Annotated in this window: 25 protein-coding genes and 1 pseudogene; 12 read left to right on the top strand and 14 right to left on the bottom strand. The window is 70.6% G+C overall.

What is annotated here, in order from left to right; translation table 11 throughout:
• The 3 genes and pseudogenes from ACIO3R_RS38370 to ACIO3R_RS38360 all read right to left on the bottom strand — a co-directional run.
• Positions 1–83 (bottom strand): annotated as a pseudogene (locus ACIO3R_RS38370) (electron transfer flavoprotein subunit beta); the annotation flags it as partial.
• Between the two features lie 201 nt (positions 84–284).
• A complete protein-coding gene (locus ACIO3R_RS38365) occupies positions 285–791 on the bottom strand; it encodes a flavin reductase family protein (RefSeq protein ID WP_123467481.1) in 507 nt (168 codons plus the stop codon).
• Between the two features lie 199 nt (positions 792–990).
• On the bottom strand, positions 991–1,317 hold the full coding sequence (locus ACIO3R_RS38360) for a TlpA family protein disulfide reductase (RefSeq protein ID WP_385035056.1): 327 nt from the start codon (positions 1,315–1,317) through the stop codon (positions 991–993).
• A 218-nt stretch (positions 1,318–1,535) separates the two neighbouring features.
• Here ACIO3R_RS38360 and ACIO3R_RS38355 point away from each other — a divergent pair, with 218 nt between their 5' ends.
• The gene (locus ACIO3R_RS38355) at positions 1,536–2,258 is read left to right on the top strand and encodes a lysophospholipid acyltransferase family protein (RefSeq protein WP_363029897.1); all 723 of its coding nucleotides are present in this window, start codon (positions 1,536–1,538) and stop codon (positions 2,256–2,258) included.
• A 72-nt stretch (positions 2,259–2,330) separates the two neighbouring features.
• On the opposite strand, the gene ACIO3R_RS38350 is transcribed toward ACIO3R_RS38355, so the two are convergent.
• From ACIO3R_RS38350 to ACIO3R_RS38335, 4 genes are all read right to left on the bottom strand, one after another.
• The gene (locus tag ACIO3R_RS38350; RefSeq protein ID WP_402111693.1) at positions 2,331–2,930 is read right to left on the bottom strand and encodes a transglutaminase family protein; all 600 of its coding nucleotides are present in this window, start codon (positions 2,928–2,930) and stop codon (positions 2,331–2,333) included.
• Between the two features lie 73 nt (positions 2,931–3,003).
• Positions 3,004–4,086 carry a threonine aldolase family protein gene (locus ACIO3R_RS38345; RefSeq protein WP_385035060.1) on the bottom strand — a complete coding sequence of 361 codons (1,083 nt, stop codon included), beginning with the start codon at positions 4,084–4,086 and terminating at the stop codon, positions 3,004–3,006.
• On the bottom strand, positions 4,065–4,832 hold the full coding sequence (locus ACIO3R_RS38340) for an SDR family NAD(P)-dependent oxidoreductase (RefSeq protein ID WP_385354680.1): 768 nt from the start codon (positions 4,830–4,832) through the stop codon (positions 4,065–4,067). Before ACIO3R_RS38340 ends, ACIO3R_RS38345 begins: the two co-directional genes overlap by 22 nt.
• 26 nt (positions 4,833–4,858) lie before the next feature.
• A complete protein-coding gene (locus ACIO3R_RS38335; RefSeq protein WP_385035062.1) occupies positions 4,859–6,256 on the bottom strand; it encodes a DUF6421 family protein in 1,398 nt (465 codons plus the stop codon).
• A 533-nt stretch (positions 6,257–6,789) separates the two neighbouring features.
• Between ACIO3R_RS38335 and ACIO3R_RS38330 the strand changes: the two genes are divergently transcribed.
• Positions 6,790–7,473 carry a glycerophosphodiester phosphodiesterase gene (locus tag ACIO3R_RS38330; protein WP_385035064.1) on the top strand — a complete coding sequence of 228 codons (684 nt, stop codon included), beginning with the start codon at positions 6,790–6,792 and terminating at the stop codon, positions 7,471–7,473.
• A gap of 7 nt (positions 7,474–7,480) precedes the next feature.
• Here ACIO3R_RS38330 and ACIO3R_RS38325 read toward each other — a convergent pair whose 3' ends face one another.
• A complete protein-coding gene (locus ACIO3R_RS38325; protein WP_385035066.1) occupies positions 7,481–8,038 on the bottom strand; it encodes a GNAT family N-acetyltransferase in 558 nt (185 codons plus the stop codon).
• A gap of 76 nt (positions 8,039–8,114) precedes the next feature.
• On the opposite strand from ACIO3R_RS38325, the gene ACIO3R_RS38320 reads away from it, so the two are divergent.
• The 7 genes from ACIO3R_RS38320 to ACIO3R_RS38290 all read left to right on the top strand — a co-directional run bounded on the left by ACIO3R_RS38320 (position 8,115) and on the right by ACIO3R_RS38290 (position 12,379).
• Entirely contained in the window at positions 8,115–8,501 is a 387-nt protein-coding gene (locus ACIO3R_RS38320) for a VOC family protein (protein ID WP_402111690.1), read from the top strand.
• Positions 8,502–8,642: 141 nt separating this feature from the next.
• On the top strand, positions 8,643–9,233 hold the full coding sequence (locus ACIO3R_RS38315; protein ID WP_402111688.1) for a DUF5134 domain-containing protein: 591 nt from the start codon (positions 8,643–8,645) through the stop codon (positions 9,231–9,233).
• Positions 9,234–9,319: 86 nt separating this feature from the next.
• Complete coding sequence (locus ACIO3R_RS38310; RefSeq protein WP_385035072.1) at positions 9,320–10,255, top strand: M56 family metallopeptidase; 936 nt, start codon at positions 9,320–9,322, stop codon at positions 10,253–10,255.
• Between the two features lie 90 nt (positions 10,256–10,345).
• Positions 10,346–11,041: a phosphatase PAP2 family protein gene (locus ACIO3R_RS38305; protein ID WP_402111687.1), complete on the top strand. Its 696-nt coding sequence runs from the start codon at positions 10,346–10,348 to the stop codon at positions 11,039–11,041.
• A gap of 47 nt (positions 11,042–11,088) precedes the next feature.
• Positions 11,089–11,790 (top strand): HAD family hydrolase, encoded by a 702-nt coding sequence (locus ACIO3R_RS38300; protein WP_402111685.1) that lies wholly within the window; start codon positions 11,089–11,091, stop codon positions 11,788–11,790.
• Positions 11,791–11,860: 70 nt separating this feature from the next.
• The gene (locus tag ACIO3R_RS38295) at positions 11,861–12,040 is read left to right on the top strand and encodes a hypothetical protein (RefSeq protein ID WP_385035078.1); all 180 of its coding nucleotides are present in this window, start codon (positions 11,861–11,863) and stop codon (positions 12,038–12,040) included.
• A gap of 114 nt (positions 12,041–12,154) precedes the next feature.
• On the top strand, positions 12,155–12,379 hold the full coding sequence (locus ACIO3R_RS38290) for a hypothetical protein (RefSeq protein WP_385035080.1): 225 nt from the start codon (positions 12,155–12,157) through the stop codon (positions 12,377–12,379).
• Positions 12,380–12,515: 136 nt separating this feature from the next.
• On the opposite strand, the gene ACIO3R_RS38285 is transcribed toward ACIO3R_RS38290, so the two are convergent.
• Entirely contained in the window at positions 12,516–14,006 is a 1,491-nt protein-coding gene (locus ACIO3R_RS38285; RefSeq protein ID WP_402111683.1) for an LVIVD repeat-containing protein, read from the bottom strand.
• Between the two features lie 175 nt (positions 14,007–14,181).
• Here ACIO3R_RS38285 and ACIO3R_RS38280 point away from each other — a divergent pair, with 175 nt between their 5' ends.
• Complete coding sequence (locus ACIO3R_RS38280; RefSeq protein ID WP_402111681.1) at positions 14,182–14,853, top strand: DUF305 domain-containing protein; 672 nt, start codon at positions 14,182–14,184, stop codon at positions 14,851–14,853.
• Between the two features lie 77 nt (positions 14,854–14,930).
• The gene (locus ACIO3R_RS38275; RefSeq protein ID WP_385035086.1) at positions 14,931–16,304 is read left to right on the top strand and encodes an FAD-dependent oxidoreductase; all 1,374 of its coding nucleotides are present in this window, start codon (positions 14,931–14,933) and stop codon (positions 16,302–16,304) included.
• 49 nt (positions 16,305–16,353) lie between these two features.
• Here ACIO3R_RS38275 and ACIO3R_RS38270 read toward each other — a convergent pair whose 3' ends face one another.
• The 3 genes from ACIO3R_RS38270 to ACIO3R_RS38260 form a co-directional block, all read right to left on the bottom strand.
• Positions 16,354–16,722, bottom strand: coding sequence for an ArsR/SmtB family transcription factor (locus ACIO3R_RS38270; RefSeq protein ID WP_385354654.1), 369 nt, complete (start codon positions 16,720–16,722; stop codon positions 16,354–16,356).
• Positions 16,723–16,828: 106 nt separating this feature from the next.
• The gene (locus ACIO3R_RS38265; RefSeq protein ID WP_402111678.1) at positions 16,829–18,376 is read right to left on the bottom strand and encodes an ArnT family glycosyltransferase; all 1,548 of its coding nucleotides are present in this window, start codon (positions 18,374–18,376) and stop codon (positions 16,829–16,831) included.
• 204 nt (positions 18,377–18,580) lie between these two features.
• Positions 18,581–18,997 carry an acyl-CoA thioesterase gene (locus ACIO3R_RS38260; RefSeq protein WP_402111676.1) on the bottom strand — a complete coding sequence of 139 codons (417 nt, stop codon included), beginning with the start codon at positions 18,995–18,997 and terminating at the stop codon, positions 18,581–18,583.
• A gap of 293 nt (positions 18,998–19,290) precedes the next feature.
• On the opposite strand from ACIO3R_RS38260, the gene ACIO3R_RS38255 reads away from it, so the two are divergent.
• The gene (locus ACIO3R_RS38255) at positions 19,291–22,323 is read left to right on the top strand and encodes a carbohydrate binding domain-containing protein (protein WP_402111674.1); all 3,033 of its coding nucleotides are present in this window, start codon (positions 19,291–19,293) and stop codon (positions 22,321–22,323) included.
• Between the two features lie 76 nt (positions 22,324–22,399).
• Here the strand turns inward: ACIO3R_RS38255 and ACIO3R_RS38250 are convergent, their stop codons facing one another.
• Positions 22,400–23,473: an aldose epimerase family protein gene (locus ACIO3R_RS38250; RefSeq protein ID WP_402111672.1), complete on the bottom strand. Its 1,074-nt coding sequence runs from the start codon at positions 23,471–23,473 to the stop codon at positions 22,400–22,402.
• Between the two features lie 53 nt (positions 23,474–23,526).
• Positions 23,527–24,558, bottom strand: a complete 1,032-nt coding sequence (locus tag ACIO3R_RS38245; protein ID WP_385035108.1) for a LacI family DNA-binding transcriptional regulator — start codon at positions 24,556–24,558, stop codon at positions 23,527–23,529.
• Positions 24,559–24,581: the final 23 nt, after the last annotated feature.

Genomic DNA, 24,581 nt, shown 5'->3' with positions numbered 1-24,581 from the left:
TCCAACGTCAGGTCATCGGCGAAATGCCGGTCACCGGTCGCGTCGGGCACGTACTTCACACAGACAACGATCCTCAAGCTCACGCCGGCTCTCCTACTGCATCGTCATTTCCGGGCTGCCTTGTTGCACGCAGCATAGGCGCCTGATGGGGCGATTTCCGGTCGGGGCGACCGACGCTCCGACCGTAATATTACTCGCCAGTACACCCAGTACCTGCCCCATGGGCAAGCGCTCTGAACTGTGATCTGCCCGACGCCGCCCCGCCCCGCGCCCCCAAGGCGTCCTCAGTCTCGCAGAGCGGTGAACCGTCCCTGGTGGTAGACCAGCGGCCGCCCGGAGCCGGCCGGGTCCCCGACCACCGCCTGGGCGATCACGATCCGGTGGTCCCCCGCCGGGATCCGCGCCACGACCCGGCAGACCAGCCACGCCAGCACGCCGTCGAGCACCGGGACGCCTTCCGGCCCGCTGCGCCAATAGGTGGACGGCCCGAAACGGTCGGCACCGCTGCGGGCGAAGGTGGCGGCCAGTTCCTGCTGGTGTTCGCCGAGTATGTGGACTCCGATGTGCTCCGCCTCCGCGACGACCGGCCAGCTGGAGGACGAAGTACCCACGCCGAAGGAGATGAGGGGTGGCTCGGCGGCCACGGAGTTGAGGGAGGTGGCCGTGAAGCCGACCGGCCGGTCACCGGCGGCGGTGATCACGGCGACTCCGGCCGCGTGCTGCCGGAACACGGAGCGGAGGAGGTCCGGGGATGCCGTCCGGGCGTTGCCGAGCTCGGGTGATGCCGTCATGGGAGATGCCGTCCTTCTGCGCGTCGGGGTACGGGGCCGTGGATGCTCAGGCATCCGGACAGCGCGCACTCGCACAGCGGGCGAGGTCGACGTGGACCCGGCCGTAGAGAAGGATTACTGGCGGCATAGCGTCAGACTGACGATGCATGGTGGGTGCAGTCAAGACCGTCCCACAAGGTGGGAGATGCGTCACGGTCCGTCATATCGCCCGCCCCAGCGCGGCCACGACATCGACGGTGCGTGGCTGCCCGACAGCCCGTCGGACGATCCGGCCCGAGGCGTCGAGCACCAGAACGGTCGGCGTTCTGCTGATGTCGAGCGCGCGCACGAGAGTGAGATGCGCCTCGGCGTCGATCTCCACGTGGACGACGCCGTCGACCATGGCCACCACCTCGTCGAGCGTGCGCCGGGTCGCCCGGCAGGGCTGGCAGAACGCGCTGGAGAACTGGACGAGAGTCGCCCGCTCCCCCAGTTCCACGCCGAGTTGGGCGATATCCAGCCTGTCCACCTGTGCCTGCCCGTCCACTTCCGGCCTCCTGTCAGAGCTCTGCCCAAAGAGTCAGCGTCCGCGTCCGCCGGGACATTCCCGGTTGTTCCACGTGACGAGAATCTCGCGCCCCGCGCCCGCCGAGACTGGCCAGCGCGACGCGCATGGGGCACGATCGGCCCAATGCCGAAAACCTACGGCTGCGTAACTTCCGCCGGGAGAACCCTCCCCAGGCGCTGAAGAAGGGTCTCCCCCAGATGGCAGAACTCGTCTATCGGCCGGTCATCGGCGCCGCTCGTACGTTTTTCAAGGCGCTCGACCTGAAGATCGACACCCAGGGTTCGGAGCACATCCCGAAGACTGGTGGCGCGGTTCTGGTCAGCAATCACATCAGCTATCTGGACTTCATCTTCACTGGGCTCGCGACGCTGCCGCAGAAGCGGCTCGTGCGCTTCATGGCAAAGGAATCGGTCTTCCGGCACAGGGTCTCCGGACCGCTGATGCGCGGCATGAAGCACATTCCCGTCGACCGCAAGCAGGGCGAGGACGCGTACGCGCACGCCCTCGCCTCACTGCGCTCGGGCGAGATCGTCGGCGTGTTCCCCGAGGCGACGATCTCTGAGTCCTTCACGCTGAAGAACTTCAAGTCGGGTGCCGCCCGGCTGGCCCAGGAGGCCGGGGTGCCGCTGATCCCGATGGCACTGTGGGGAACCCAGCGGCTGTGGACCAAGGGCCGCCCGCGCAACTTCAGGCGCAGCCACATCCCGGTGACGATCCGCGTCGGCGAGCCGGTGGAGGCCCCCACCGACCAGTACGCGGGCGCGATCACCCGCCGGCTGCGGGAGCGGGTGCAGGAGCTCCTCGAAGCCGCTCAGCGCGCCTACCCGGTGCGTCCGAGGGACGCGAGCGACACCTGGTGGGTGCCCGCCCACCTCGGCGGTACGGCTCCGACACCCGCCGAGGTCCGCGAGCGGGGCTGACAGCGACCGGATCGTGACCACGGCTGAAACGTCACTCCGGCCGGGGTTCCCCGCCTGCGCGCCGCTCACGGATCAGAGTGCCGCCGGAAGCGTGCGCCAGAGCTGGGCGCGGTCGGCTGCGGCCCGCAGGCCGCGCAGAACCAGCGGGTGGGGTGCCGCGTAGAGCTCCGGGTAGTCCATTTCGTCGAACTCCGGCCGGACGGGCCAGGCCAGGCGCTCCTCATCCAGTGAGAACCGCGCGTCGACGCCCGGCCGGTTGCCCCTCGGGTCCTGACGGTCCCAGCGGTCCCGGCCGGGAAGGCGCAGCGCGATCAGGCCGTGCACGGGTCCCGGGTCCCCGTTGTCGTCGGCGAGCCGCTGGTAGCAGAGGGCTGCCGGGATGCCCTCCGCGCGCAGCAGGGCGGCCAGGGCGTGGGATTTGGCGTGGCAGATGCCGTTGCGGGTCGCCAGGACGTCCGAGGCGCGCCAGGTGACTCGCATGTCCCCGGAGTCAGCGGAGTGCGTGATGCCGTCACGTACGAAGTCGAAGGCGGCAGCCGCGTATGTGTATGCGTCTTCGGTGACGGAACGCAGGTGCGCGGCCGTCTCCCGGACCAGCGGATGTCCGTGGTCGATCGCCTCGTCGGCAGCGAGGTACGCAGAGGTTCCGGGGACCTGCTGAATCAGCTCCATGGCCGCCGAGCGTAGGTATGCGGCCGACCAGAGTCAATGACTTTCCGGTCGACCGCATACTCATGCAGTGGGGTTACTGAGCCGCCATCTCTTCCTTGAGCGCGAGGACGAACGCGTCGACATCGTCCTCCGTGGTGTCGAAGGCGCACATCCAGCGGACGTCCCCGGCCTTCTCGTCCCAGAAGTAGAAGCGGAAGCGCTTCTGAAGCCGCTCGCTCACCGCGTGCGGCAGTCGTGCGAAGACGGCGTTGGCCTGGACGGCGTGGAGGATCTCCACACCGTCCACCGCGCGGACCCCCTCGGCGAGTCGCTGCGCCATGGCGTTGGCGTGCCGGGCGTTGCGCAGCCAGAGGTCGCCGGCGAGCAGGGCCTCCAGTTGCACGGAGACGAATCGCATCTTGGACGCGAGCTGCATCGACAGCTTGCGCAGATGCTTCATGGCGCGGACGGCATCGGGGTTCAGGACCACGACGGCCTCGCCGAAGATCGCCCCGTTCTTCGTGCCGCCGAAGGAGAGGACGTCGACACCCACGGTGTTGGTGAAGGTGCGCATCGGTACGTCCAGGGAGGCCGCGGCATTGGCTATCCGTGCCCCGTCGAGGTGGACCTTCATGCCGTGCCCGTGGGCGTGCTCGCAGATGGCGCGGATCTCGCCGGGGGTGTAGACGGTGCCGAGCTCGGTGTTCTGGGTGATCGAGACGACCTGCGGCATGGCGCGGTGCTCGTCGTCCCAGCCGTACGCCTGCCGGTCGATGAGCTCGGGTGTGAGCTTGCCGTCCTCGGTGGGCACCGTGAGCAGCTTGAGGCCGCCGACCCGCTCCGGGGCGCCGCCCTCGTCCACGTTGATGTGGGCGGACTCCGCGCAGATGACGGCGCCCCAGCGGTCGGTCATCGCCTGGAGCGAGACCACGTTGGCGCCGGTTCCGTTGAACACGGGAAAGGCTTCGGCGGTGGGGCCGAAGTGGCTGTGCATCACGCGCTGGAGATGACCGGTGTACTCGTCCTCGCCGTAGGCGATCTGGTGTCCGCCGTTGGCGAGGGCGAGGGCCGCCAGGATCTCCGGGTGGGTTCCCGCGTAGTTGTCACTGGCGAAGCCGCGTACCTGCGGGTCGTGATGACGACGCGCGTCGGTCCTTACGGTTGCGGGGTCAGCCACAGGCGCTTTCCGTTCACTTCCGGGGCAGGCCGGTCCCAGACGCCGGCGATGGCATCGGCCAGCTCCTTGACGTCGGTGAAGCCCGCGAACTTCGCATTCGGGCGCTCGGCGCGCATCGCGTCGTGCACCAGTGCCTTCACGACCAGGATCGCAGCCGCGCTCCGGGACGCGTCCTCGCCCCCCGCCTTGCGGAAGGCGTCGGCGAGCGCGAGGGTCCAGGCCTCCGCCGCCGCCTTCGACGCGGCGTACGCGGCGTTGCCCGCGGTGGGCTTGCTCGCGCCGGCCGCACTGATCAGCAGGTAGCGGCCGCGGTCGCTGCGCTGCAGACCGCCCTGGAAGGCCAGCGAGGTGTGCTGGACGGTCCGGATCAGCAGTTTCTCCAGCAGCGTCCAGTCGGCGAGGTCCGTCTCGGCGAAGCCGGCGCTTCCGCGCCAGCCGCCCACGAGGTGGACGAGCCCGTCGATCCGGCCGAACTCCTTCTCCGTCCTGTCGGCCCACTCATGGGCGGCGCCGAGGTCGAGCAGGTCCACGGTGTCCCCGGTGACGGTGGCGCCGCCGTGGGCGTAGCGGGCCGCGTCGACCGCTTCGGCGAGCCGTGCGGCGTTCGCGTCCGAGGCGACGACGATCGCGCCCGCCTCCGCGAGCCGGAGGAGCGTGGCCCGGCCGGCCGGTCCGGCCGCCCCCGCCACGGCGACCACGGCCCCTTCGAGCGCTCCGCTCCCGCTGCTCCTGCCGTTTCCGTTCATGGTCACCGTCTCCTCGCTCCGTGCGCTCACGCGGCCGCCTGCCCGGCGTCCGCGGCGGTGATCCCCTTGGTGGAGGCGATCACGTTCTTCAGTTTCTTGGAGAGCGCCTCATAGAACATGCTGAGGGGAAACTCGTCCGGAAGCACGTCGTCGACGAGTTTGCGGGGCGGCTGGGAGAGGTCCAGGGCGTCGGGGCCCTTGGCCCAGCGGGAGCCGGGGTGCGGCGCCAGATACTCGGCGACCAGGTCGTACGCGGCGAACCAGTGGACGAGCTTGGGGCGGTCGATGCCGTCGCGGTAGAGCTTCTCGATCTCGCCGCAGAGCTGGTTGGTGATCTGCGGGGCCAGCTCCCAGTCGATCTTCAGGGTGTTGTCGGTCCAGCGCACGACATCGTGCTTGTGGAGGTAGGCGAAGAGGAGCTGGCCGCCGAGACCGTCGTAGTTGCGGACGCGCTCGCCGGTGACCGGGAAGCGGAACATCCGGTCGAACAGCACGGCGTACTGGACGTCGCGGCCCTGGCCGAAGCCGTCGGCCTCCAGCTTCACGGCCTCCCGGAAGGCGGTGAGGTCGCAGCGCAGCTCCTCGAGGCCGTACATCCAGAACGGCTGGCGCTGCTTGATCATGAACGGGTCGAACGGCAGGTCACCGTGGCTGTGGGTGCGGTCGTGAACCATGTCCCAGAGCACGAAGGCCTGCTCGCAGCGCTGCTGGTCGCCGACCATTTCGCGGATGTCGTCGGGCAGCTCGACGCCGAGGAGCTCGACGGACGCCTCGGTGACCCGGCGGAAGCGGGCGGCCTCGCGGTCGCAGAAGATGCCGCCCCAGCTGAAGCGCTCGGGGGCCTCGCGCACAGCGATGGTCTCCGGGAAGAGCACCGCGGAGTTGGTGTCGTACCCGGAGGTGAAGTCCTCGAAGGTGATCCCGCAGAACAGCGGGTTGTCGTAACGGGTCGCCTCCAGGTCGGCGAGCCACTCGGGCCAGACCATCCGGAGCACGACCGCTTCGAGGTTGCGGTCGGGGTTGCCGTTCTGCGTGTACATCGCGAAGACGACCAGGTGCTGGAGCCCGTCGGCGCGCTCCTTGGCCGGCTGGAAGGCGAGCAGCGAGTCGAGGAAGTCCGGGACACCGAAGCCGTCGGCCGCCCAGCGGCGCAGGTCCGCGACGAGGGCCCGGTGGTAGGCGGCGTCGTGCGGGAGCAGCGGGGAGAGCTGCTCGACCGCGGCGGTCACCCGGTCCAGCGTCGCCCCGGCGACCGCAGGGGCGGGTGCTCCCTCGGCGTCGAAGTCGATGGAGCCGTCCTTCGACTGCCAGGGACGGATCTCCTCCACGGCAGCCTTGAGCGCGGGCCAGGCCGGGTGCTCGATCACCCGCTGAGCGGCAGTTATGCCGTCGGCTGCGGCGTCGTGCATAAGAATTTCCGTCATAACACTTCCTCCACAGGAGAACCTCGCGTCAAGTAACCGTATCCGTCTGCGGTTCTCCGAGACAAGTGGAGCCCTGGAAATTATCCTGTCCGACCCCATGGTCACCGCGTTTTTTCCTGTCGTGGAACGGTGTGGCAGTCGCTTCATTGGGCTGCCGGTCATGGGGGCCCCGGAGGGGCTGGGAGTGGCCGGGCTTCGCGCGGCCGCCCGGCAACCCCGTGCGAGACACGCCCACACACGAGTGACACAGCTCGCGGGGCGCGGGCCACGGCCGATAGGACGGACGGCGTCAGCCCTTCCCGTACCCCTCCGGAGAACCGCAGCGTGAGCATCCGTGCCGTCCTGGTCGCAGCCGTCATCACCGGGTTCCTGCTCGGCGCAGCCGATGTCCAGGGGCACGGCGCCCCGCTCGCCCGCCCGGCCGCGCCGCTCGCCGCGACGGGACACCAGGGTGTCGAATCGCGGTCATGCCGTGGTGCCGCGTGGGTAGGAGCAGCACACGGGGAGACGCCGTCGACGGAAGCGAGAGTGCCTTGTCTTTTCTCACCATCGGTCACCGCGGGGTGATGGGTGTCGAACCGGAGAACACCCTGCGTTCGTTCGTCCATGCCGAGCAGGCCGGGATGGACCTCATCGAACTGGACCTCCACCTGAGCAAGGACGGCGCCCTCGCCGTCATGCACGACGCCGAAGTGGACCGTACGACCGACGGCAAGGGCCCGATCGCGGAGAAGACCCTGACCGAGCTGCGTGAACTCGACGCCGGCCGGGGCGAGCGGGTACCGGTCTTCGAGGAGGTCCTCGACGCCGTGGCATCCCCGTTGCAGGCGGAGATCAAGGACGTGGCCGCCGCCCGTACGCTGGCGGAGGTGATGCGGCGGCGCGATCTCGTCGACCGGGTCGAGGTGATCTCGTTCCACGACGAGGCCATCGCCGAGATCGCGCAGCTGGTGCCCGGGGTGCGCACGGCGCTCGTCGCCAGCCGCTGGGGCGGCGACCTGGTGGACCGCGCGAAGGCGGTGGGCGCCACCCGGCTGGTGCTCAACGTCCGGCGCATCACCCTGGAGCTGGTCGAGAAGGCGCACGCGGAGGGACTGACGGTGGTCGGCTGGGTGGTCAACACCCAGGACCACCTGCGGCTCGCCCGGGGGCTCGGGCTCGACGGCGCGACCACCGACTTCCCGGAGATCCGCCGCGCGGGCCGGTTCACCGCGTAGCCGCTCCTCAGCCCGTCGGCAGGTCCTTGACCAGCAGTTCGAAGGCGAGATCGTCGCGCTGCGGGATACCGAAGCGCTCGTCGCCGTACGGGAACGGGCTCATCCTTCCCGTACGGCGGTAGCCGCGCCGCTCGTACCAGGCGATCAGATCTTCCCGGACCGAGATCACGGTCATGTGCATCTCCCGCGCGCCCCAGCTCTCCCTGACGGTGCGCTCGGCCTCGGCGATGATCACCTTGCCCAGGCCCCCGCCCTGGAGCGAGGGGCGGACCGCGAACATTCCGAAGTAGGCGGCCTCACCCCGGTGCTCGAGCTGGCAGCAGGCGACCGGTACACCGTCGCGCTCCACCACGAGCATCCTGCTGCCGGGGGCCTCCACCACCGCGCGGACTCCCTGCGGGTCGGTCCGCCGGCCCTGCAGGATGTCCGCCTCCGTGGTCCATCCCGCGCGGCTGGAGTCACCGCGGTACGCGGACTGGATGAGCTCCACGAGTGCGGGGACATCCGCGTCGGTCGCGTCGCGGAAGGTCAGCTCTTCCGAATCCCGGGGCGGGGCGGTTTCCATGAGGGGGCTCTCCGATTCTCTGCTGTGGCCGTGCCGCAGCAGCGTAGCTCTCCGGACACGGCCTACGCTCCGGACCATGGTTCATGTGCTGAGCAGCCGGATCCTGTTGCACCCCACGGATCCCGAACGGTCACGTGTCTTCTACGGGGAGTCGCTGGGGCTGCCCGTCTACCGGGAGTTCGGCACCGGTCCCGAGCGGGGGACGGTCTACTTCCTGGGCGGCGGCTTCCTGGAGGTGTCCGGCCGCGCTGACGCGCCACCGGCTCCCGGGCTGCTGCTGTGGCTCCAGGTGGCCGATGTGCGAGCGGCGTACGAGGAGGTGTCGGCCCTCGGTGTGGAGGTGCTGAGGGCGCCGAGGCGTGAGCCCTGGGGGCTCGACGAGATGTGGATCTCCGATCCGGACGGGGTCCGCATCGCCGTCGTCGAGGTGCCCGAGGACCATCCGCTGCGCTTCCGGCCCTGACATCCGGGCCGCTCGCACCCCGCGGACCGCCATACACCCCCGCCGCGCGCTCCCCCAGTACTCCAGTGCGCCGCGTACAGACGTCCGGCCCCGGGCATCGACTAGGCGACGGCGATGTCGTTCGCCCGGGGGAGGTCTGCTGTGCATGGACCGGCGGTGTCCGGCTGGCTGCTGATGGCGTTGTGCGCGCTGACGGGCGCGTACTGCCTGCTGCGTACCCGCGGCGAGACCGCGGAGGAGCGCAGGACGGCGCGTGCGGAGGCGCTGATGGGCTTCGGCATGGCCGCCATGGCGGTGCCCGCGGCCGTCGTCGCCCCGCCCACGTGGGGATGGGCCGTGTACGCGGCGCTGTTCGGGGTCGCCGCGCTGCGCGCCCTCTGGTTCTCCCGCCGCAGCGGTCACCATCTGCACCATCTGGTCGGCTCGTCGGCGATGGTCTACATGGCCGTCGTGATGGCGGGTCCCGGCGGAGCGGCGCACGGCGGTCACGGATCGCACACCATGGCCGCGGCCGGGGGCGCCCCCCTGCTGACCGGGCTGCTCCTCGCCTACTACGCCGCCTACGTCCTGCGTTCGGGCGCCCGGCTGATCCCGGTGGCCGCGACGACGACCGGTGGCGGGATCGTGGCGGGCGGAACGCCGTCGGCGGGCTGGGCGAACAGGCCGGAGCTGGCGCTGGCCTGCCGTCTGACCATGGGGATATCGATGTTCGCGATGCTGCTCACCCTGTGAGACAGCGGGCCCGTCAAACCGTGGCGTACGTCACTTGGCGAGCGCAGCCATACCCGTGTGTGCCGTGCCCCTCATAAGGTGACGCCATGTTGGTCTCCCTCGCGCTGCTGCTGCTCGGTGCACTGGCCGCCGTCGTGACCCCGCGGCTGATGGCGCGGGCCGAGTGGCCGGAGCGCGAGCCCGTCGTGGCGCTGTGGGTGTGGCAGTGCGTGGTGGCCGGTGTGCTGCTCTCCTTCGCCCTGTCCATGACGTTCAGCGCGGCCGCGGCCTGGCAGGCGGTGCGCGGCCATGTCTTCGCGCCCGCGCCGCACGCCGTGGTCGACGCCTACGCCCTTGCCGCGTACGGGCCCTGGTCGGCGGTGATGGCGGTGCTGCTGGCACTGGGCGGTGTGTGGACGGCCGCGATGCTGACCCGGGAGATCCGCCGGGCGCAGCGGCGGCGCAGGCAGCGGCGTGCCGAACTCCTGGTGCGTTCCCCGCTGATGCCCGGCGAGGAGCCCGGCAGCGAACGGCTGGTGGTACTGGAGGGGGAACGCCCCGACGCCTGGTGGCTGCCGGGTTCGGCACCCCAACTGGTCATCACCACCGCGGCGCTGGGGCGGCTGAAGGGCCGTCAGCTGGATGCGGTGCTCGCGCACGAGCAGGGGCACGCGAAGGCCCGCCACGACTGGCTGCTGAACTGCTCCTCCGCGCTGGCGTCCGGGTTTCCGCAGGTGCCGGTGTTCGCGGCGTTCCGCGGTGAGATGCACCGGCTCGTCGAGCTGGCCGCCGACGATGTGGCGTCACGCCGCTTCGGCCGGCTGACGATCGCCCTGGCGCTGGTCGAACTCAACGAGGACCGGGGCGTGTTCGGCCCGTCCCCGTCGCCGGACGCGCAGGTGCCGCTCCGGGTCAACCGACTGCTGGCGCCTGCGGGGCGGCTCACCGCGGGGCGCCGGCTGCGGCTGACCGCGGCGGCCGCGCTCGTGCCGGCGATTCCGCTGCTGGTCGCGCTCGTTCCGGCGATCAGCGCCCTGGGGTAGCCGCGCGGCACCCCGGCCCGGCGGGACACACCTTCCGGGACCGGAGCACGGGAATGGCCCCACGTGCCTCGTGTCGGCGAGGATCCCTCCATGCACCGCTCCCCGCTCCTCTCCCGTCCGGACCGCATCCGCGCCTCGCGGCGGACCCTGCGCACCGGGACCGTCTGCGCGGCCCTCTTCCTGGTACTGCTGGCCCTGGTCGCCGCGCGGTGGTCCCCGTTGATGAGCCTGGACCGCACGGTCGCCGACGCGCTGCACCGGCGGGCGGTGACCGAGCCCGGCCTCGTCCACGTCAACCGGGTGCTGACGGACTGGCTGTGGGATCCCTGGACGATGCGCGCGCTCATCGCCGTAGCCGTGCCGGCCCTGTGGTGGCACGGCGCCCGGCTGCTCGCGGGCTGGGTGGCGGCGACGAGCGTGCTCTCCAGCCTGGCGCAGCAGGGGGTCAAGGCCGCCGTCGGCCGGGAGCGTCCCCAGTGGCCGGACCCGGTGGACTCCGCCCACTACGCGGCGTTCCCCTCCGGGCACGCGATGACGGCCGTGGTGAGCTGCGGACTGCTGCTGTGGCTGCTGCACCGGCGGGGCGCCGGATCCCGGATGTGGCGGGCGGCCCTGGCGGCGGCGTGGGTCTCGGTGCTCGGGGTCGGCGTCACCCGGCTCTACCTGGGGGTGCACTGGCCGTCCGATGTGCTGGGCGGGTGGCTGCTGGGAGCCGCGCTGGTCGCGTTCGCGGTGGCGGGATTCGAACGGTACGAGTCGCGCGAACGGCCTTCGCCAGGGGTCTGAACAGGCGTCCTTGCGGCGTCGTCGCCGCATCGGCAAGGATCGGGGCCATGCCGATCAAGGGTGTGCTCTTCGACTTCTCCGGGACGCTGTTCCGGATCGAGTCCGTCCGGTCCTGGCTCGCCGCGGCCCTCGCGGAGCGAGGGGTGAGCGTGGAGGAGGCCGACTTCGACCGGTATGCACGGGAGCTGGAGACCTCCTGTGCGCTGCCGGGCGGGCCCTCACCGCAGCGGGTGCCGGAAGCCCTGGCGGAGGACTGGGCCTCCCGTGACGAGAGCCCGCAGCGTCACCGGGCCGCGTACACCGGTCTGGCCCGCCAGGTAGAGCTGCCGGATCCCGGGCTGTACGACGCGCTGTACGAACGGCACCGGGTCCCGGAGGCCTGGTGCCCGTACCCGGACGCGGCCGAGGTGCTGGGCGGGCTGGCCGGCAGCGGCGTCCGGATCGGTGTGGTCAGCAACATCGGGTGGGATCTGCGGCCGGTCTTCCGGGCACACGGCCTGGACGCCTTCGTGGACGCGTATGTGCTGTCCTTCGAGCACGGCACACACAAGCCGGACGCACAGCTCTTCCACACGGCCTGCACACTTCTCGGACAGCATCCGACGGATGTGGTGATGGTCGGTGACGACCGGCACGCCGACGCCGGAGCCGCCGCACTGGGCTGCGAGGTGCGGTTCGTGGACCACGCACCGCTGGCCGAGCGGCCCTACGGACTGCGGGAGCTCGGATTGGTGCCCGGGGTTGCCTGAGGAACATGTGAGAGATGTCCCTTGCGCCCAATGGGTCCGATAGTCACATCGGGGCCTTAGCCTGGTAGGTATGTCCCCGACTCCGTGCCCGTCCGGTTCCGTGCGTTCCGCCGCAGTGGTGAATGAAGACATTCGCGAACTGTGGCAGCGCTCGGGCGGATGCCTGTCCCCGGAGGACGAGGAGCAGTACCAGCGGCTGCTGGTCGAGTGGGCCGCGGCCACGGGCGGCGGCAACCGGTCCGCTGCCTGAGCGCTGTCCGGTGGGGCGGCCCCGGTTCGGCCCTCCGCCCGCCTCCCTGATCTGCCCGGGGCCGGGTTTCCGGTTCGCTGTGCGGCGGCCTGCGGCGCGTCGCACCCTGGAGGCATGACCACTCCCCCGATCGTGATCTTCCGTCCGTCCCCCTCAGGCGGGCGACGCGTCACCGTCCAGCGCGACGGGCGGGTCCAGATACTCGGCCTCGCGCACTCCGACCACGATGTGATCGTGTTCCTGGAGGGCGCGGGGCTCGACGACCCCGAGCGGATTCTGGACAGCCCCGAGTGGGTGGAGTGGCGGGGCGGGCGGGCGCACCGGTACGAGGCGGCCTGAAACACCACGGCGGACCGGGCTCCGCGGGATGCGGCCCCCTTCCACTCCGGTCCCGCCGGGTGAGGAACCCCCGGCGGGACCGTGTGGCAGTCAGGGCGGGCGGGCCGTCCCGCCACGCGGCGGTCCGGCCGTCGGCTCAGCGGTCGAAGTAGTCCGGCTGCGTCTGGACGTTCAGCTCGTCCGTCCGCACCCGCTTCGCGGGGTCGGTGCGCCGGTCGTCGATCCTCAGGACGTCGAAGCCCTTCTCGATGTCGTTGGAGTAGATGTAGCCGTTGTAGTAGTACGCCGACCACGAACCGGCCGTGGTGACCTCGTCCGTCGTGACGGGACCGCGCTCGAAGAAGCCGATCTCCTTCGGCCTGGACGAGTCGGTGAAGTCCCACACCGACACGCCGCCCTGGTACCAGGCCTGGACCATCAGGTCACGGCCCTTGACCGGGATGATCGAACCGTTGTGGGCGACGCAGACCTCGGTGTCGGCCTGCGGGCGGTCGATCTTGAAGTAGCTGCGGAAGACCAGCTTGCGGTGGTCACCCTTGCCGACGATGTCGTAGATGCCGTCGGCGCCGCGCTTCGGGCCGATCTCCTCGTTGCAGGTGGCCGCGCCGCCGCCGCCGAGCTCATCGGTGAAGACGACCTTGTCGGCGCGCTGGTTGAACGTCGCCGAGTGCCAGAACGCGAAGTTCACGTTGTCCTGCACCCGGTCGATGATCTTCGGGTTCTCCGGGTCCTTGATGGAGAACAGCAGGCCGTCGCCCATGCACGCGCCGGCGGCCAGATCCTTGGAGGGCAGCACGGTGATGTCGTGGCAGCCGGTGGTCTTGGACACGCCCGGGTTCGTGGGCCCGCCCGGGTTCCCGCCGTCCGGGAAGAGCACCGGGAAGTTCACGACGCGGGACTTCTCGGGTGCCTGGCGCGGCACCTTGATGATGGAGATCCCGTCGTGCGGCGGCCGGCAGTCGGGGAACGTCTCGCTCGGCGAGTACGAGGAGACGTAGATGTAGACGTTCTTGCGCTCGGGGATGATCGTGTGGGTGTGCGATCCGCACGCGGTCTCGACGGCGGCGACGTACTTCGGGTTGCGCTTGTCGCTGATGTCGAAGACCTTCATGCCCTCCCAGGAGGACTTCTCCGTGGCGGGCTGGGTGGTGCTCGCGCACGAGTTGTCGCTGCGTGAGGAGTCGGTCGACAGGAAGAGCAGGTTCCCGGACACGGAGATGTCGTTCTGCGATCCGGGGCACAGGACCTGGGCGACCGTCTTCGGCTTCTTCGGGTTGCTGATGTCGAAGATCCTGAAGCCGTCGAAGTTCCCGGCGAAGGCGTACTTCCCCTGGAAGGCCAGGTCCGTGTTCAGTCCCTGGAGCGCGTCCTTCGGGACGTTGGTGAGATGGGTGATGTTGCCGCTGTGGACGATCTCGTCCACGCCGGGTATCCCAGCGCTCCGGATCGCGGCGGTCGCCTCCGCCTCCTGGCGCGTGGAGACTTCGGTTCGGGTCGTGGCCGAGTCACCTGGGCCGGGTGTCGCGGCCGCGGGTCCGGCCATCAGCAGAGTGGCGAAGAGCCCGGCGGCGGCCGCCGCCACGCCCAGACGTCTGCGCCGCACCGGGGTGGTGTGCAACGAGGTCACTGCGTCCTCCCATGGATCCGAATGTGGTTGACCGGTTCACGGACTCCGGCAGTATCGTCCTTGCCATGGCCATATCAACAGATGGCAACAGAGACGTAATGAAAGTTTCTGATCGCAGCTGTGCGTTGACGTGCTAGGACAGAGCGAAACCAACCATGTCTCAACGGAGGTCGCTTTGTTGATTCGCCGTCAGGTCCGATGGCTCCGCGGATTCGCCCTCGCTGCCGCCGTCACCGCGGCCGTGCTCACCTCGGCCGGCTGCGACGGGAGCGGCGGTGAGGACGGTGCGAAGGGCCGGGCGGGCGGGGGTGGTTCGGTGGTGGCTCCCGGAAAGCCGGGCGAGCCGGCACGTACGCTCTCGGCCTCCGAGGCCGCGAAGGCCGCCGCCGGGGCGGACACCCCCAATTCCGCCGACGTCCGCTACGTCCGGATGATGATCCAGCACCACTCCCAGGCGCTGGTACTGACCCGCCTGGTCCCCTCCCGCTCCGGCTCGGCAGCGGTCAAGCGGCTCGCCGAGCGCATCACCGCGGCCCAGCAGCCCGAGATCGGCGCGATGCGGGGCTGGCTCAGCCGCCACGGCCGCACGGAGCAGGCCGACGGCCACGACCACGGCGCGATGCCCGGCATGGCCACCGCGGAGCAGCTCAGAAAGCTGCGGGCCGCGAAGGGCAGGGCCTTCGACCGGCTGTTCCTCAAGCGCATGATCACCCACCACCAGGGCGCTGTCACCATGGCGACCGAGGTGCTCTCGCAGGGGAACAACATCCAGGTCGAGGAGATGGCCGACGACGTCATCGCTCAGCAGACCACCGAGATCAGCCGGATGCGCGCTCTCCCCTCCTGACGAAACACCGGCGCACCTCTCCCCCCGCCGGGCCCGCCGGTGCGATGCTGGAGGCACCCTCCGGGAAGAGGTGCGCCGTGCAACGCATCGCCGTCGTCGGCTCCGGCCCCAGCGGGATCTACGCCGCCCAGGCCCTGGTCACCCACCCCCTGCTGCCCGATGTGCGGGTGCACGTCCTGGACCGGCTGCCCTGTCCGTACGGCTTGGTGCGGTACGGCGTCGCCCCGGACCACGAGAAGATCAAATCGCTCCAGCAGAGCCTGCGGACCGTCCTGGAGCACGACCGGGTCACCTTCGTCGGCAATGTACCGGTGGGCCTGGGCGGGGTGTCGCCGCACCGGCTCGGCGGGCTGTACCAGGCGGTGGTCTACTGCGTCGGGGCGGCGACGGACCGCCCGCTGGGCATCCCCGGGGAGGACCTGCCCGGCAGCCACTCGGCGACCGATTTCGTCTCCTGGTACAGCGCTCACCCCGATGCCGCAGCCCGCGGCTTCGCACTCCGGGCCCGTTCGGCGGTGGTGATCGGGGTGGGCAATGTCGCCGTCGACGTGGCGCGGATCCTCGCCCGGGGCGCCGAGGAGCTGCGGCCGACCGATGTGCCGGAGCCCGCGCTCGGCGCCCTGGCCGGCAGCCTGGTGCGGGAGATCCACATGACGGGCAGACGGGGACCCTCGCAGGCCAGGTTCACCACCAAGGAGCTCCGCGAGCTCGGCGGGCTCCCCGGGGCACGGATCGTCGTGGACCCGGCGGAGCTCGTCCTGGACCCCGCGTACGCCGGTACGGCACCGGGCGCCCCGGCGCTCCCGGCGATGGTGCGGCGGAACCTCGACGTGCTGCGCGGGTGGGCCACGGACGCCTCGGCCGCCGGACGCGCACCGGCCCGGACCCTCGGGCTGCGGTTCTACCTGCGCCCGGTCGAACTCCTTGAGCGCCGGGGGCGGGTGGCCGGCGTCCGGTTCGCCCGTACGGCACCGGACGGCAGCGGCGGCGTGCGGGACACCGGCACGTTCGAGGAGATCGAAGCCCAGCTCGTCCTGCGGGCGGTCGGCTACCGGGGGATGCCGCTGCCCGGCCTGCCCTTCGACCCGGTGCACGGGACGGTGCCGCACCTGGCCGGACGGGTGCTGCGGGACGGGGTCCCGGCGCCCGGACAGTACGTCGCGGGGTGGATCAAGCGCGGCCCGACCGGGGTCATCGGATCGAACCGGTCGTGCGCCAAGGAGACGGTCGCCTCCTTGGCCGAGGACGCCCCGCTGCTCGCCGGACGCCCCGCCGCGCCGGATCCGGTGGCCGCGTTGCGGGCGTACGGACTGCGGCCGGTGGAGTGGGACGGCTGGCTGTCGATCGAACGGGCGGAGGCGGCCCTGGGACGGTCGCTCGGCCGCGGGCCCGTGAAGATCCCGGACTGGCCGGGACTGATGGACGCGGCCCGGGGCGAGGGCCTCGTGTAGGGGCCCGCCCAGCGTCTGGTGCGGGCAGCCGGCCGGCTGCCGGAACCGGTCAGCGCTCGCCGAGCCGGTTCGCCTGCCTGTTCGCGGCTTCCAGCACGCGGTCCAGCAGTCCGGGGAACAGTGCCTCCAGGTCCTCGCGGCGCAGGACGTTCATCTTGGCGGTGCCCCGGTAGATCTGCTGGACGATGCCGCTCTCGCGCAGCACGCGGAAGTGGTGCGTGCTGGTGGACTTGGTCACCGGCAGATCGAACCGGGAACAGGTGAGTTCCTCGTCGGCGGCGGCCAGTTCACGTACCACGCACAGCCGCACCGGGTCGGAGAGCGCGTGCAGCACCGACTCGATCCTGATCTCGTCACGTGCCGGGTGGGCCAGCGTACGGGCGCCGACGACCGGGGCGGTGGCACTGGCAGGGGTCACGGTGGCTCCGCATCGTCGCTTCGTCCGGGGCTCCCATAATACGAGATCCGTCGTAGCTCGCCGCCGGTCACACCAGGAGACCGGGCAATGAGGCGGCGGGGAGCCGTCACGCGTAGTTGCGCAGCTCGGGCCACATCGCCCCCCAGGGGCGGCGGGGGCCGGTGCAGATGTAGACGTGCCCTCCCGATTCGATGTTGTGCACGCCGCCGGGGGCGGAGAGGGTGGCGGCCACGCGGACGTGCCGGAAGTACCGGCGCAGGTGGGCGGTGTACCCGGGGGCGTACGCGGGGCCGGGGGCGACGGCCACCACGGTCGTGGCGTCCGGGTTGCCGGCGCCCCACCACCAGTCGGTGTTCTGCGCGCCCGCAGCGGTGGGCAGTCCGGCGCTCCGGCCCAGTTCGTTGATGGCGCCGGCCTCGCTGTAGTCCGCCGCGAAGATCACCGCGTTCGCACGCTGATCGGACGGGAGCCCGGTCCATACCTGCTGTACGGTGCCGACCAGTTGGGGCCAGCCCAGGGTCTCCCCCGACGTCGCGCTGATGCCGTACGTCCAGGCCACGCCGGAGGACGGCAGCACCGGCAGCACGATCACGGCGGACAGCGTGGCCGAGACGGCCGTTCCGGCCAGCAGGGCGCGCAGCCGTTCGGGGCGGGAGTGCAGCCAGTCGTCGAGTCCCACCGCCCCCGCCGCCAGCAGGCACACGTACAGCCCGCCCAGGTAGTACACCTGGGCTCCGGTCGTCACGGCGAACAGCACGAACAGGACGGCGTACGTGATCGCCAGGCACCGCCACAGCGGTCGGCCGGACCGCCACAGGAACCTCAGGCCTGCCACCCACAACAACGTCATCACCAGACAGGACATGCTGAGCTGCCCCACGATCCAGGTGACGATGTTTCCCGGGCCACCGTGCTCCGCGTTCAGTGCCCGCGTCATCTCGAACATGGCCCAGCCGTGCCGCGCCTGCCACCACAGATCGGGCAGCACGAGCAGCACGGCGATCGCCGCGCCCGCGAGCAGCCGGCGGTCGGCCAGGGTCCGGCGGGCCGGACCGAGCAGGGCCACGGCCAGCAGGACGGCCCCGAAGATCGCCGCGAGGTGATTGAACTCCGCGCCGATACCGACCAGCGCTCCCGCGGCGAGCCACCACCGCGTGTCGCCGGTACGGCCGATCCGTGTGACCGTGAACGCGATCGCCGCCCACGCCAGCACCTCGTAGGACGTCGTGTTGGCAACGTGCCCGCTGCTCAGCAGCACGGGCATGGTGCCCGTCGCGAGCGCGGCGAGCAGCTGCGCCCGCCGCGCGCCGCCGAACTCCCGCGCGGTCAGCCCGCCCACGACCACCGTCCCGGCGGCGGCCAGCGCGGGCCACAGCCGCAGACCCGCCTCCGAGACGCCGAACAACGACAGTGAGAGCCGGGCGAGCAGCGGCGCCAGCGCCGGCTGATCGACGTAGCTCGCCTGGAGGTGCCGGGCGGAGTCGAGGAAGTACAGCTCGTCGCGGTGGAAGCCGTAGCGCGTGGACAGCGCCATCAGCAGGGCGAAGACGACGCCCGCGACGGCGAACACCCGCCGGTCCAGCGGCGCGATCCCCCCGCTGTCCGTCCCGGTCCCGACTGTCCCGGTCCCGTCCGCACGCCCCGCGTCCGTCATCCCCGTCACCCCCCGGTGCTCGGCCCCTCGGTCGCGCCATCCGCGCGGCCGGGGCTGCCAGGGCGCGCACGGCGCCGAAGCCGCTCGCACTTTACGCACCAGGGCCACGCCCGGTGAAGGGATCCGGGCAAGCACGAGGTCAAGGAAACGAGGTCGAGGGAGTACGGCCCGGGGCAGGGCCCGTATTCGGGTCCTGAACCCCCGTCAGCCGCTCAGCAGCTCCGGGTCCTTGGCCAGCGAGGCGAGGCGGCCGCCGGGATCAGGGATCAGCCTGCGGGACGACAGGTCGAGGATGCCCGCGACACCGGTGATGTCCGCCGCCACCGTGCCGTCCTCCTTGAGGATCCGCTGCGCGACCGTGAAGGTCTTGCCCTTCCCGTAGTCGAACCGGCAGGACACCCGCACCCGCTCGCCGCCCCGCAGCTCCTTCAGGAACTTCACCGTGACCTCGAGCGCGACGGGTCCGACCCCGTCGGCCAGCAGCTTCTCCTGGGACAGTCCGGCGGCCCGCAGCAGCTCCCAGCGCGCGTGCTCCGCGTACTGGAGGTAGACGGCCTGGTTCAGATGGCCCTGCGTGTCGAGTTCGTAGCCCCGCACGGTCACGTCCACAAAGAAGGTCATGAACGCCGGAACAGCCGGGCGCGGTCCGGCATTCCCCGACAGGCGCCGGCGACCGCCGCGGAGCACGGGTCAGCCGTCGCTGTCCGGACCCTTTACGTACCTGTCATGCCCAGGTAACTTCCTGACCGCAAGAGATTGCAGCAAAATTCAGACAGCACTTGCTGTCGGATGCACTGCTCGCCCGAACCCCGAGGCGCGTCCGGGTTCTCCGGCGGGACCCGCGGGTGCCCGATGGGCACCCCGCTGTTGGCTGCGGCGGCCCGGGAGGCCGTCGTACTCCCCTGGAGAGACACATGAAACGCTCCCCCCACCCGCGGCTCAGACGGCCCCTGGCAGCGGCGGCGGCCGCGGCAGGGCTGCTGGGTCTGCTCACCGCCGCACCGGACCCGGCGGGCTCTTCCTCCGCGGTACCCGTGGCGGCCGCCGAGAACACGGCGACGGTCTTCTACTACACCAAGACCCGTGACTGGTCCGCGTACAGCCTCCACTACGCGCCCGACGGCGGTGCCTGGACCGCCGTGCCCGGCGTGCGGATGGAGGCCGCGTGCACGGACTGGGTCAAGAAGACCGTTTCGCTGGGCAGTTCACCGGGACTGGCCGCCACCTTCAACAACGGGAACGGGGTCTGGGACAACAACTCCGGCAAGAACTACGCGCTGGGGACCGGCACCATCACCGTCAAGGACGGGGTGGTGGCGCACAGCGACCCGTGCGCCGGCACCGGGACCGATCCGGACCCCTCGCCCTCCCCTACCTCGGGTACGGGAAACACCGCATCGGTGTACTACTCGACCACGACCGTCGGCTGGAGCACCACCAACCTGCACTACCAGCCGGCGGGAGGCTCCTGGACCGCGGTGCCGGGCGTCGGCATGGAGGCGGCCTGCACCGGCTGGGTGAAGCGTTCGGTCGACCTCGGAACCGCGACGAACATGCAGGCCGCGTTCAACAACGGGAACGGGGTCTGGGACAACAACAACGGCGGCAACTACACCCTCCCCTCCGGTGTTTCCACGGTCAAGGACAGGACCGTGACCAAGGACGCCGCGGATCCGTGCGCCGCCGAACCGGCGGACACCGAGGCACCCACCGCCCCGAAGGCGGTGAAGGCCGACGCGGACGGCGTGTCGGTCGTCCTCACCTGGGAACCCTCCACCGACAACCGGGGCGTGACGAAGTATCAGGTCACGCGTACCGGGGGCAGCAAGGGCGTGATGGTGAGCGACGTGGGCTCGACCGTCTTCTCCGACGCCGGTCTGGAGGAGAAGACGGCCTACAGCTACACCGTCAAGGCGGTCGACGCGGCCGGCAACACCTCGGCGGCCTCGGCCGCCGCGACGGCGACCACGGGCACCAGACCGCCGGCGCCCGCACAGGGCAAGCCACTGGGCACCGACCCGCGCAAGGACCCGATCTACTTCGTCCTGACCGCCCGCTTCAACGACGGGGACACCGGCAACAACCGGGGCGGCAGCCAGGACGTGAAGTCCGGCAACGCGGCCAATAAGGACCCCATGTTCCGGGGGGACTTCAAGGGCCTGGTCAACAAGCTCGACTACATCAAGGGGCTCGGGTTCTCGGCCGTCTGGATCACTCCGGTGGTGCTGAACCGGTCCGACTACGACTACCACGGGTATCACGGCTACGACTTCTACAAGGTCGACGGCCGCCTCGAATCGGCGGGGGCCTCGTACCAGGACCTGATCAACGCCGCGCACGCCAAGGGCATGAAGATCTACCAGGACGTCGTCTACAACCACTCGTCCCGCTGGGGCGCCAAGGGCCTGTACACCCCGACCGTCTACGGCGTCCGGGACGACCAGTGGAGCTGGTACTACGACGAGAAGAACGAGGGCTTCGAGTACGACGGAGTGAGCGTCGAGACGAAGTCCGGGAAGTCGTACTACAACGGCGACCTGTGGTCCACCGCGGAACCCTCGGGCAACACCTGTCTCAACTGGGGCAAGCCCACCGGATCCACCTCGGTCGAGGGATACAAGATCTACAACTGCCAGTGGCCCAACCCGACTTCGGGGATGTTTCCGAAGGAGTACTACCACAACTGCTGGCTGGGGAACTGGGAGGGCGAGGACTCGCGCTCCTGCTGGCTGCACGAGGACCTGGCCGACTTCAACACCGAGTCGGCGCCGGTCCAGAACTACCTGATCGGCGCGTACAACAAGTACATCGACATGGGCGTCGACGGCTTCCGCGTCGACACCGCCGTCCACATTCCGCGCACCACCTGGAACCGCCGCTTCCTGCCCGCGATCCAGGAGCGCGTCACCCAGCAGTTCGGCGCCGAGGCCGCGAAGAACTTCTTCGTCTTCGGTGAGGTGGGTGCGTTCGTCAACGACAAGTGGAACCGTGGATCGGTCAACCACTCGGCGCAGTTCTTCACCTGGAAGGAACGCAAGGAGTACAACGCGGACGACACCAAGGCCGCTCTGGAGATGTACGACTACGAGGAGAAGCTGGGCACCGGGGCGCAGCCCACCTCCAGCAACGCCTTCCTGAACGGGAACGCCTACCACACGCCGGACCACAGCGAGTTCTCCGGCATGAACGTCATCGACATGCGGATGCACATGAACTTCGGTGACGCCGACAACGCGTACAACAACGGCAAGGACTCGGACGACAGTTACAACGACGCCACGTACAACGTCGTCTACGTGGACAGCCACGACTACGGCCCCAACAAGAGCAGCGAACGCTATGCGGGCGGCACCGACGCCTGGGCCGAGAACATGGCCCTGATGTGGACCTTCCGCGGTATCCCGACGCTCTACTACGGATCGGAGATCGAGTTCCAGGCCGGCAAGCAGATCGACTGCGGGCCCAGTTGCCCGCTGGCGACCACCGGGCGCGCCTACTACGGCGACCACCTCGCGGGCACGGTCGAGGCGTCCGACTTCGGCAAGGTCTCCTCCGCCACCGGGGAGGTCGCCACCACGCTGAGCAAGCCGCTGGTCAAGCACGTGCAGCGGCTCAACGAGATCCGCCGCGCCGTCCCGGCCCTGCAGATGGGCCAGTACTCCACCGAGGGCATCACCGGCCGGATGGCGTACAAGCGGCGCTACACCGACGCGGCGAGCGGAGTGGACAGCTTCGCCCTGGTGACGGTCACCGGTGCGGCCACCTACTCCGGGATTCCCAACGGCACCTACAAGGACGCGGTCACCGGTGACACCCAGGTGGTGGCGGACGGCAAGCTGAGCGTGGCGGCCCCCGGCAAGGGCAACCTGCGGGTCTACGTCCTGGATCTCGGCGGCAGCAACGCGGCCCCGGGCAAGGTCGGGACCGCCGGTCCGTATCTGAAGTAGCGCGGCACAGCAGGAGGCCCGGCCCGCGGAGTGCGAGACATCCGCGGGCCGGGCCGTTCCATGGGGCGGCCGGGGTTCAGCCCGTGACGGCGGCGAGGTGCGGGAACCTGAACTCGGTGCGGCTGCGGAAGACTTCGTCCGGGCGCAGCACGGTGCCGGGGTGGTCCGGCCGGTTGGGTGAGTCGGGCAGGTGCTGGGTCTCCAGGCAGACGGCGCTGTGGCGGTCGTGGCGGCCGCCGCCGGGGGCGGCCAGGGTGCCGTCGAGCTGGTTGGCGGTGTAGACCTGGATGCCGGGTTCGGTGGTCCACACCTCCATGATCCGTCCGGCGCCTGGGGCGGTCAGGCGGGCGGCACGGCGCAGACCCGTGCCGGGTTCCCGGAGGATCCAGCAGTGGTCGAAGCCGCCCGCCCTGCGCAGCTGTTCGTCGGGGAGCGCGATCCGTTCCCCGACGGTGCACGGAGTGGTGAGGTCGAACGGGGTGGCGTGCACCGGCGCGGGCGGGCCCTCGGGGATACCGTCCTCGTCTACGGGGAGATAGCGGTCGGCGTCCACCTGGAGGGTGTGGCCGAGGATGTCGCCCCGGGCGGCGAGGTCGAAGTAGGCGTGGTTGGTGAGGTTGAGGACGGTGGGGCGGTCCGTGGTCGCGGTGTAGTCGAGGGCGAGTGTGCCGGCCGCGTCGAGGGTGTAGGTGACGGTGACGTCGAGGGCTCCGGGGAATCCCATGTCGCCGTCGGGGCTGCTCAGGGCGAGGCGGAGTGCCGCGGCCGTGTCGGTGGTCTCCCCGGCGGCCTGCCACACCCGGGTGTGGAAGCCGCCGGGCCCGCCGTGCAGGGCGTGTCCCCGGTCGGTGGCGGGGATCTGGTGCTCCGCCTCGTCGAGGGTGAAGCGGCCGTGCGCGATGCGGTTGGCGAAGCGGCCGATGAGGGCGCCGAAGAACGGGTTGCCGCCCGTGTAGTCGTCCAGGCCCGCCAGCGACCGGACGACCGACGCGGGGGCTCCCCCGGTGTCCGGCACGGTGAGCCGGTGCAGGATTCCGCCGTAGGTGAGGATCTCGGCCCGGACTCCGGTGCCTGAGTCGAGCGTCCAGAGATCGACGTCCGTGCTCCCATGGGCGCCGAACGGTTTGCGGTTCACGGTGGGGCGGGGCATCAGAGATCCTTGCGACGAGCGGACGGCCGGGCAGGGTCATGCCGGTCGGGGTGCTACGGTCCGGCCTGCTCGGCAGGGGGCCGGGCGGTGGATTCCCGGACGATCAGCCGGTAGCCGGGCCGGGGCCGCCGGGGTGCGGGCACCGCGTCGCCGGAGAGGCGCTCGACGAGGCTGTCGACGGCGAGCCGGGCGATGGCCTCCTTGTCCGGGGCGACCGTGGTCAGCGTGGTGGCTCCGTAAAGGCTCTCCTCGATGTCGTCGAACCCCACGACGGCGACGTCCTCGGGGATGCGCAGACCGCGTTCGGAGAGGGTGCGCATCGCCCCGATGGCGATGAGGTCGTTGTACGCGAACACGGCGTCGGGCCGCTCCCCGCGGTCCAGGAGGGCGGCCATGGCGGTGGCCCCGTCCTCGCGTCCGTAGCCGTCGGTGACCACGACGAGCGACTCGTCGGGGGTGATGCCCTCGGCGGCGAGCTCCTCCCGCCAGCCGCGCAGCCGCAGATGGGCCGGCTGGCGTTCGCGGCCGGTGCGCGAGCCGAGGAAGGCGATCCGCCGGTTCCCCTGGTCGATGAGGTGGCGCACGGCCTCACGGGAGGCCGCCACGTTGTCGATGGCGATGTGGTCGTACGGTGCCTCGTACTCGCGCTCGCCCAGCAGCACCAGCGGTGCCGTCTCGGTGCGCGCCATCAGGTCCTCGGTCTCCAGATGGATGGGGCTGAGGATGAGGCCGTCGATCACATGGGACCGGAACCCCTGGCTGACCAGGAGTTCCTTCTCCCGCAGTCCGCCGGTGTGGTCGACCAGCACGGTGTAGTCGTGCCGGGCGGCCGCGTCGACGACCTCACCGGCCAGCTCCGCGAAGTACGGGTTGCCGAACTCGGGGACGGCGAGGGCGATGATGCCCGTGCGGCCCTTGCGCAGATGCCGTGCGGTGAGGTTCGGCCGGTAGCCGAGCTCGTCGATGGCCTGCTGCACCTTGGCGCGCATCTTCGGTGTGACGTGCTGATAGTTGTTCACCACGTTCGACACGGTCTTGATGGATACGCCCGCCCGTTGCGCAACGTCCTTGAGGCTGACGCCCACGGCACTCCCTGAATCGACTTGAC

The organism is Streptomyces sp. NPDC087428 (assembly GCF_044744085.1).
In the GTDB taxonomy this organism is placed as follows: Bacteria; Actinomycetota; Actinomycetes; order Streptomycetales; family Streptomycetaceae; genus Streptomyces.
The sequence above is the reverse complement of the archived record's forward strand: the minus strand, read 5'-3'. Positions and strand labels throughout refer to the sequence as shown.

Bases quoted from the DNA above. Each gene is read 5' to 3' on its own strand.
- ACIO3R_RS38350 (WP_402111693.1), bottom strand. From the start codon at position 2,930: ATGGAGCTGATTCAGCAGGTCCCCGGAACCTCTGCGTACCTCGCTGCC.
- ACIO3R_RS38300 (WP_402111685.1), top strand. From the start codon at position 11,089: ATGCCGATCAAGGGTGTGCTCTTCGACTTCTCCGGGACGCTGTTCCGG.
- ACIO3R_RS38335 (WP_385035062.1), bottom strand. From the start codon at position 6,256: ATGACGGAAATTCTTATGCACGACGCCGCAGCCGACGGCATAACTGCC.
- ACIO3R_RS38260 (WP_402111676.1), bottom strand. From the start codon at position 18,997: ATGACCTTCTTTGTGGACGTGACCGTGCGGGGCTACGAACTCGACACG.
- ACIO3R_RS38290 (WP_385035080.1), top strand. From the start codon at position 12,155: ATGACCACTCCCCCGATCGTGATCTTCCGTCCGTCCCCCTCAGGCGGG.
- ACIO3R_RS38355 (WP_363029897.1), top strand. From the start codon at position 1,536: ATGGCAGAACTCGTCTATCGGCCGGTCATCGGCGCCGCTCGTACGTTT.
- ACIO3R_RS38295 (WP_385035078.1), top strand. From the start codon at position 11,861: ATGTCCCCGACTCCGTGCCCGTCCGGTTCCGTGCGTTCCGCCGCAGTG.
- ACIO3R_RS38340 (WP_385354680.1), bottom strand. From the start codon at position 4,832: ATGAACGGAAACGGCAGGAGCAGCGGGAGCGGAGCGCTCGAAGGGGCC.
- ACIO3R_RS38250 (WP_402111672.1), bottom strand. From the start codon at position 23,473: ATGCCCCGCCCCACCGTGAACCGCAAACCGTTCGGCGCCCATGGGAGC.
- ACIO3R_RS38325 (WP_385035066.1), bottom strand. From the start codon at position 8,038: ATGGAAACCGCCCCGCCCCGGGATTCGGAAGAGCTGACCTTCCGCGAC.
- ACIO3R_RS38320 (WP_402111690.1), top strand. From the start codon at position 8,115: ATGGTTCATGTGCTGAGCAGCCGGATCCTGTTGCACCCCACGGATCCC.
- ACIO3R_RS38255 (WP_402111674.1), top strand. From the start codon at position 19,291: ATGAAACGCTCCCCCCACCCGCGGCTCAGACGGCCCCTGGCAGCGGCG.
- ACIO3R_RS38365 (WP_123467481.1), bottom strand. From the start codon at position 791: ATGACGGCATCACCCGAGCTCGGCAACGCCCGGACGGCATCCCCGGAC.
- ACIO3R_RS38310 (WP_385035072.1), top strand. From the start codon at position 9,320: ATGTTGGTCTCCCTCGCGCTGCTGCTGCTCGGTGCACTGGCCGCCGTC.
- ACIO3R_RS38305 (WP_402111687.1), top strand. From the start codon at position 10,346: ATGCACCGCTCCCCGCTCCTCTCCCGTCCGGACCGCATCCGCGCCTCG.
- ACIO3R_RS38265 (WP_402111678.1), bottom strand. From the start codon at position 18,376: ATGACGGACGCGGGGCGTGCGGACGGGACCGGGACAGTCGGGACCGGG.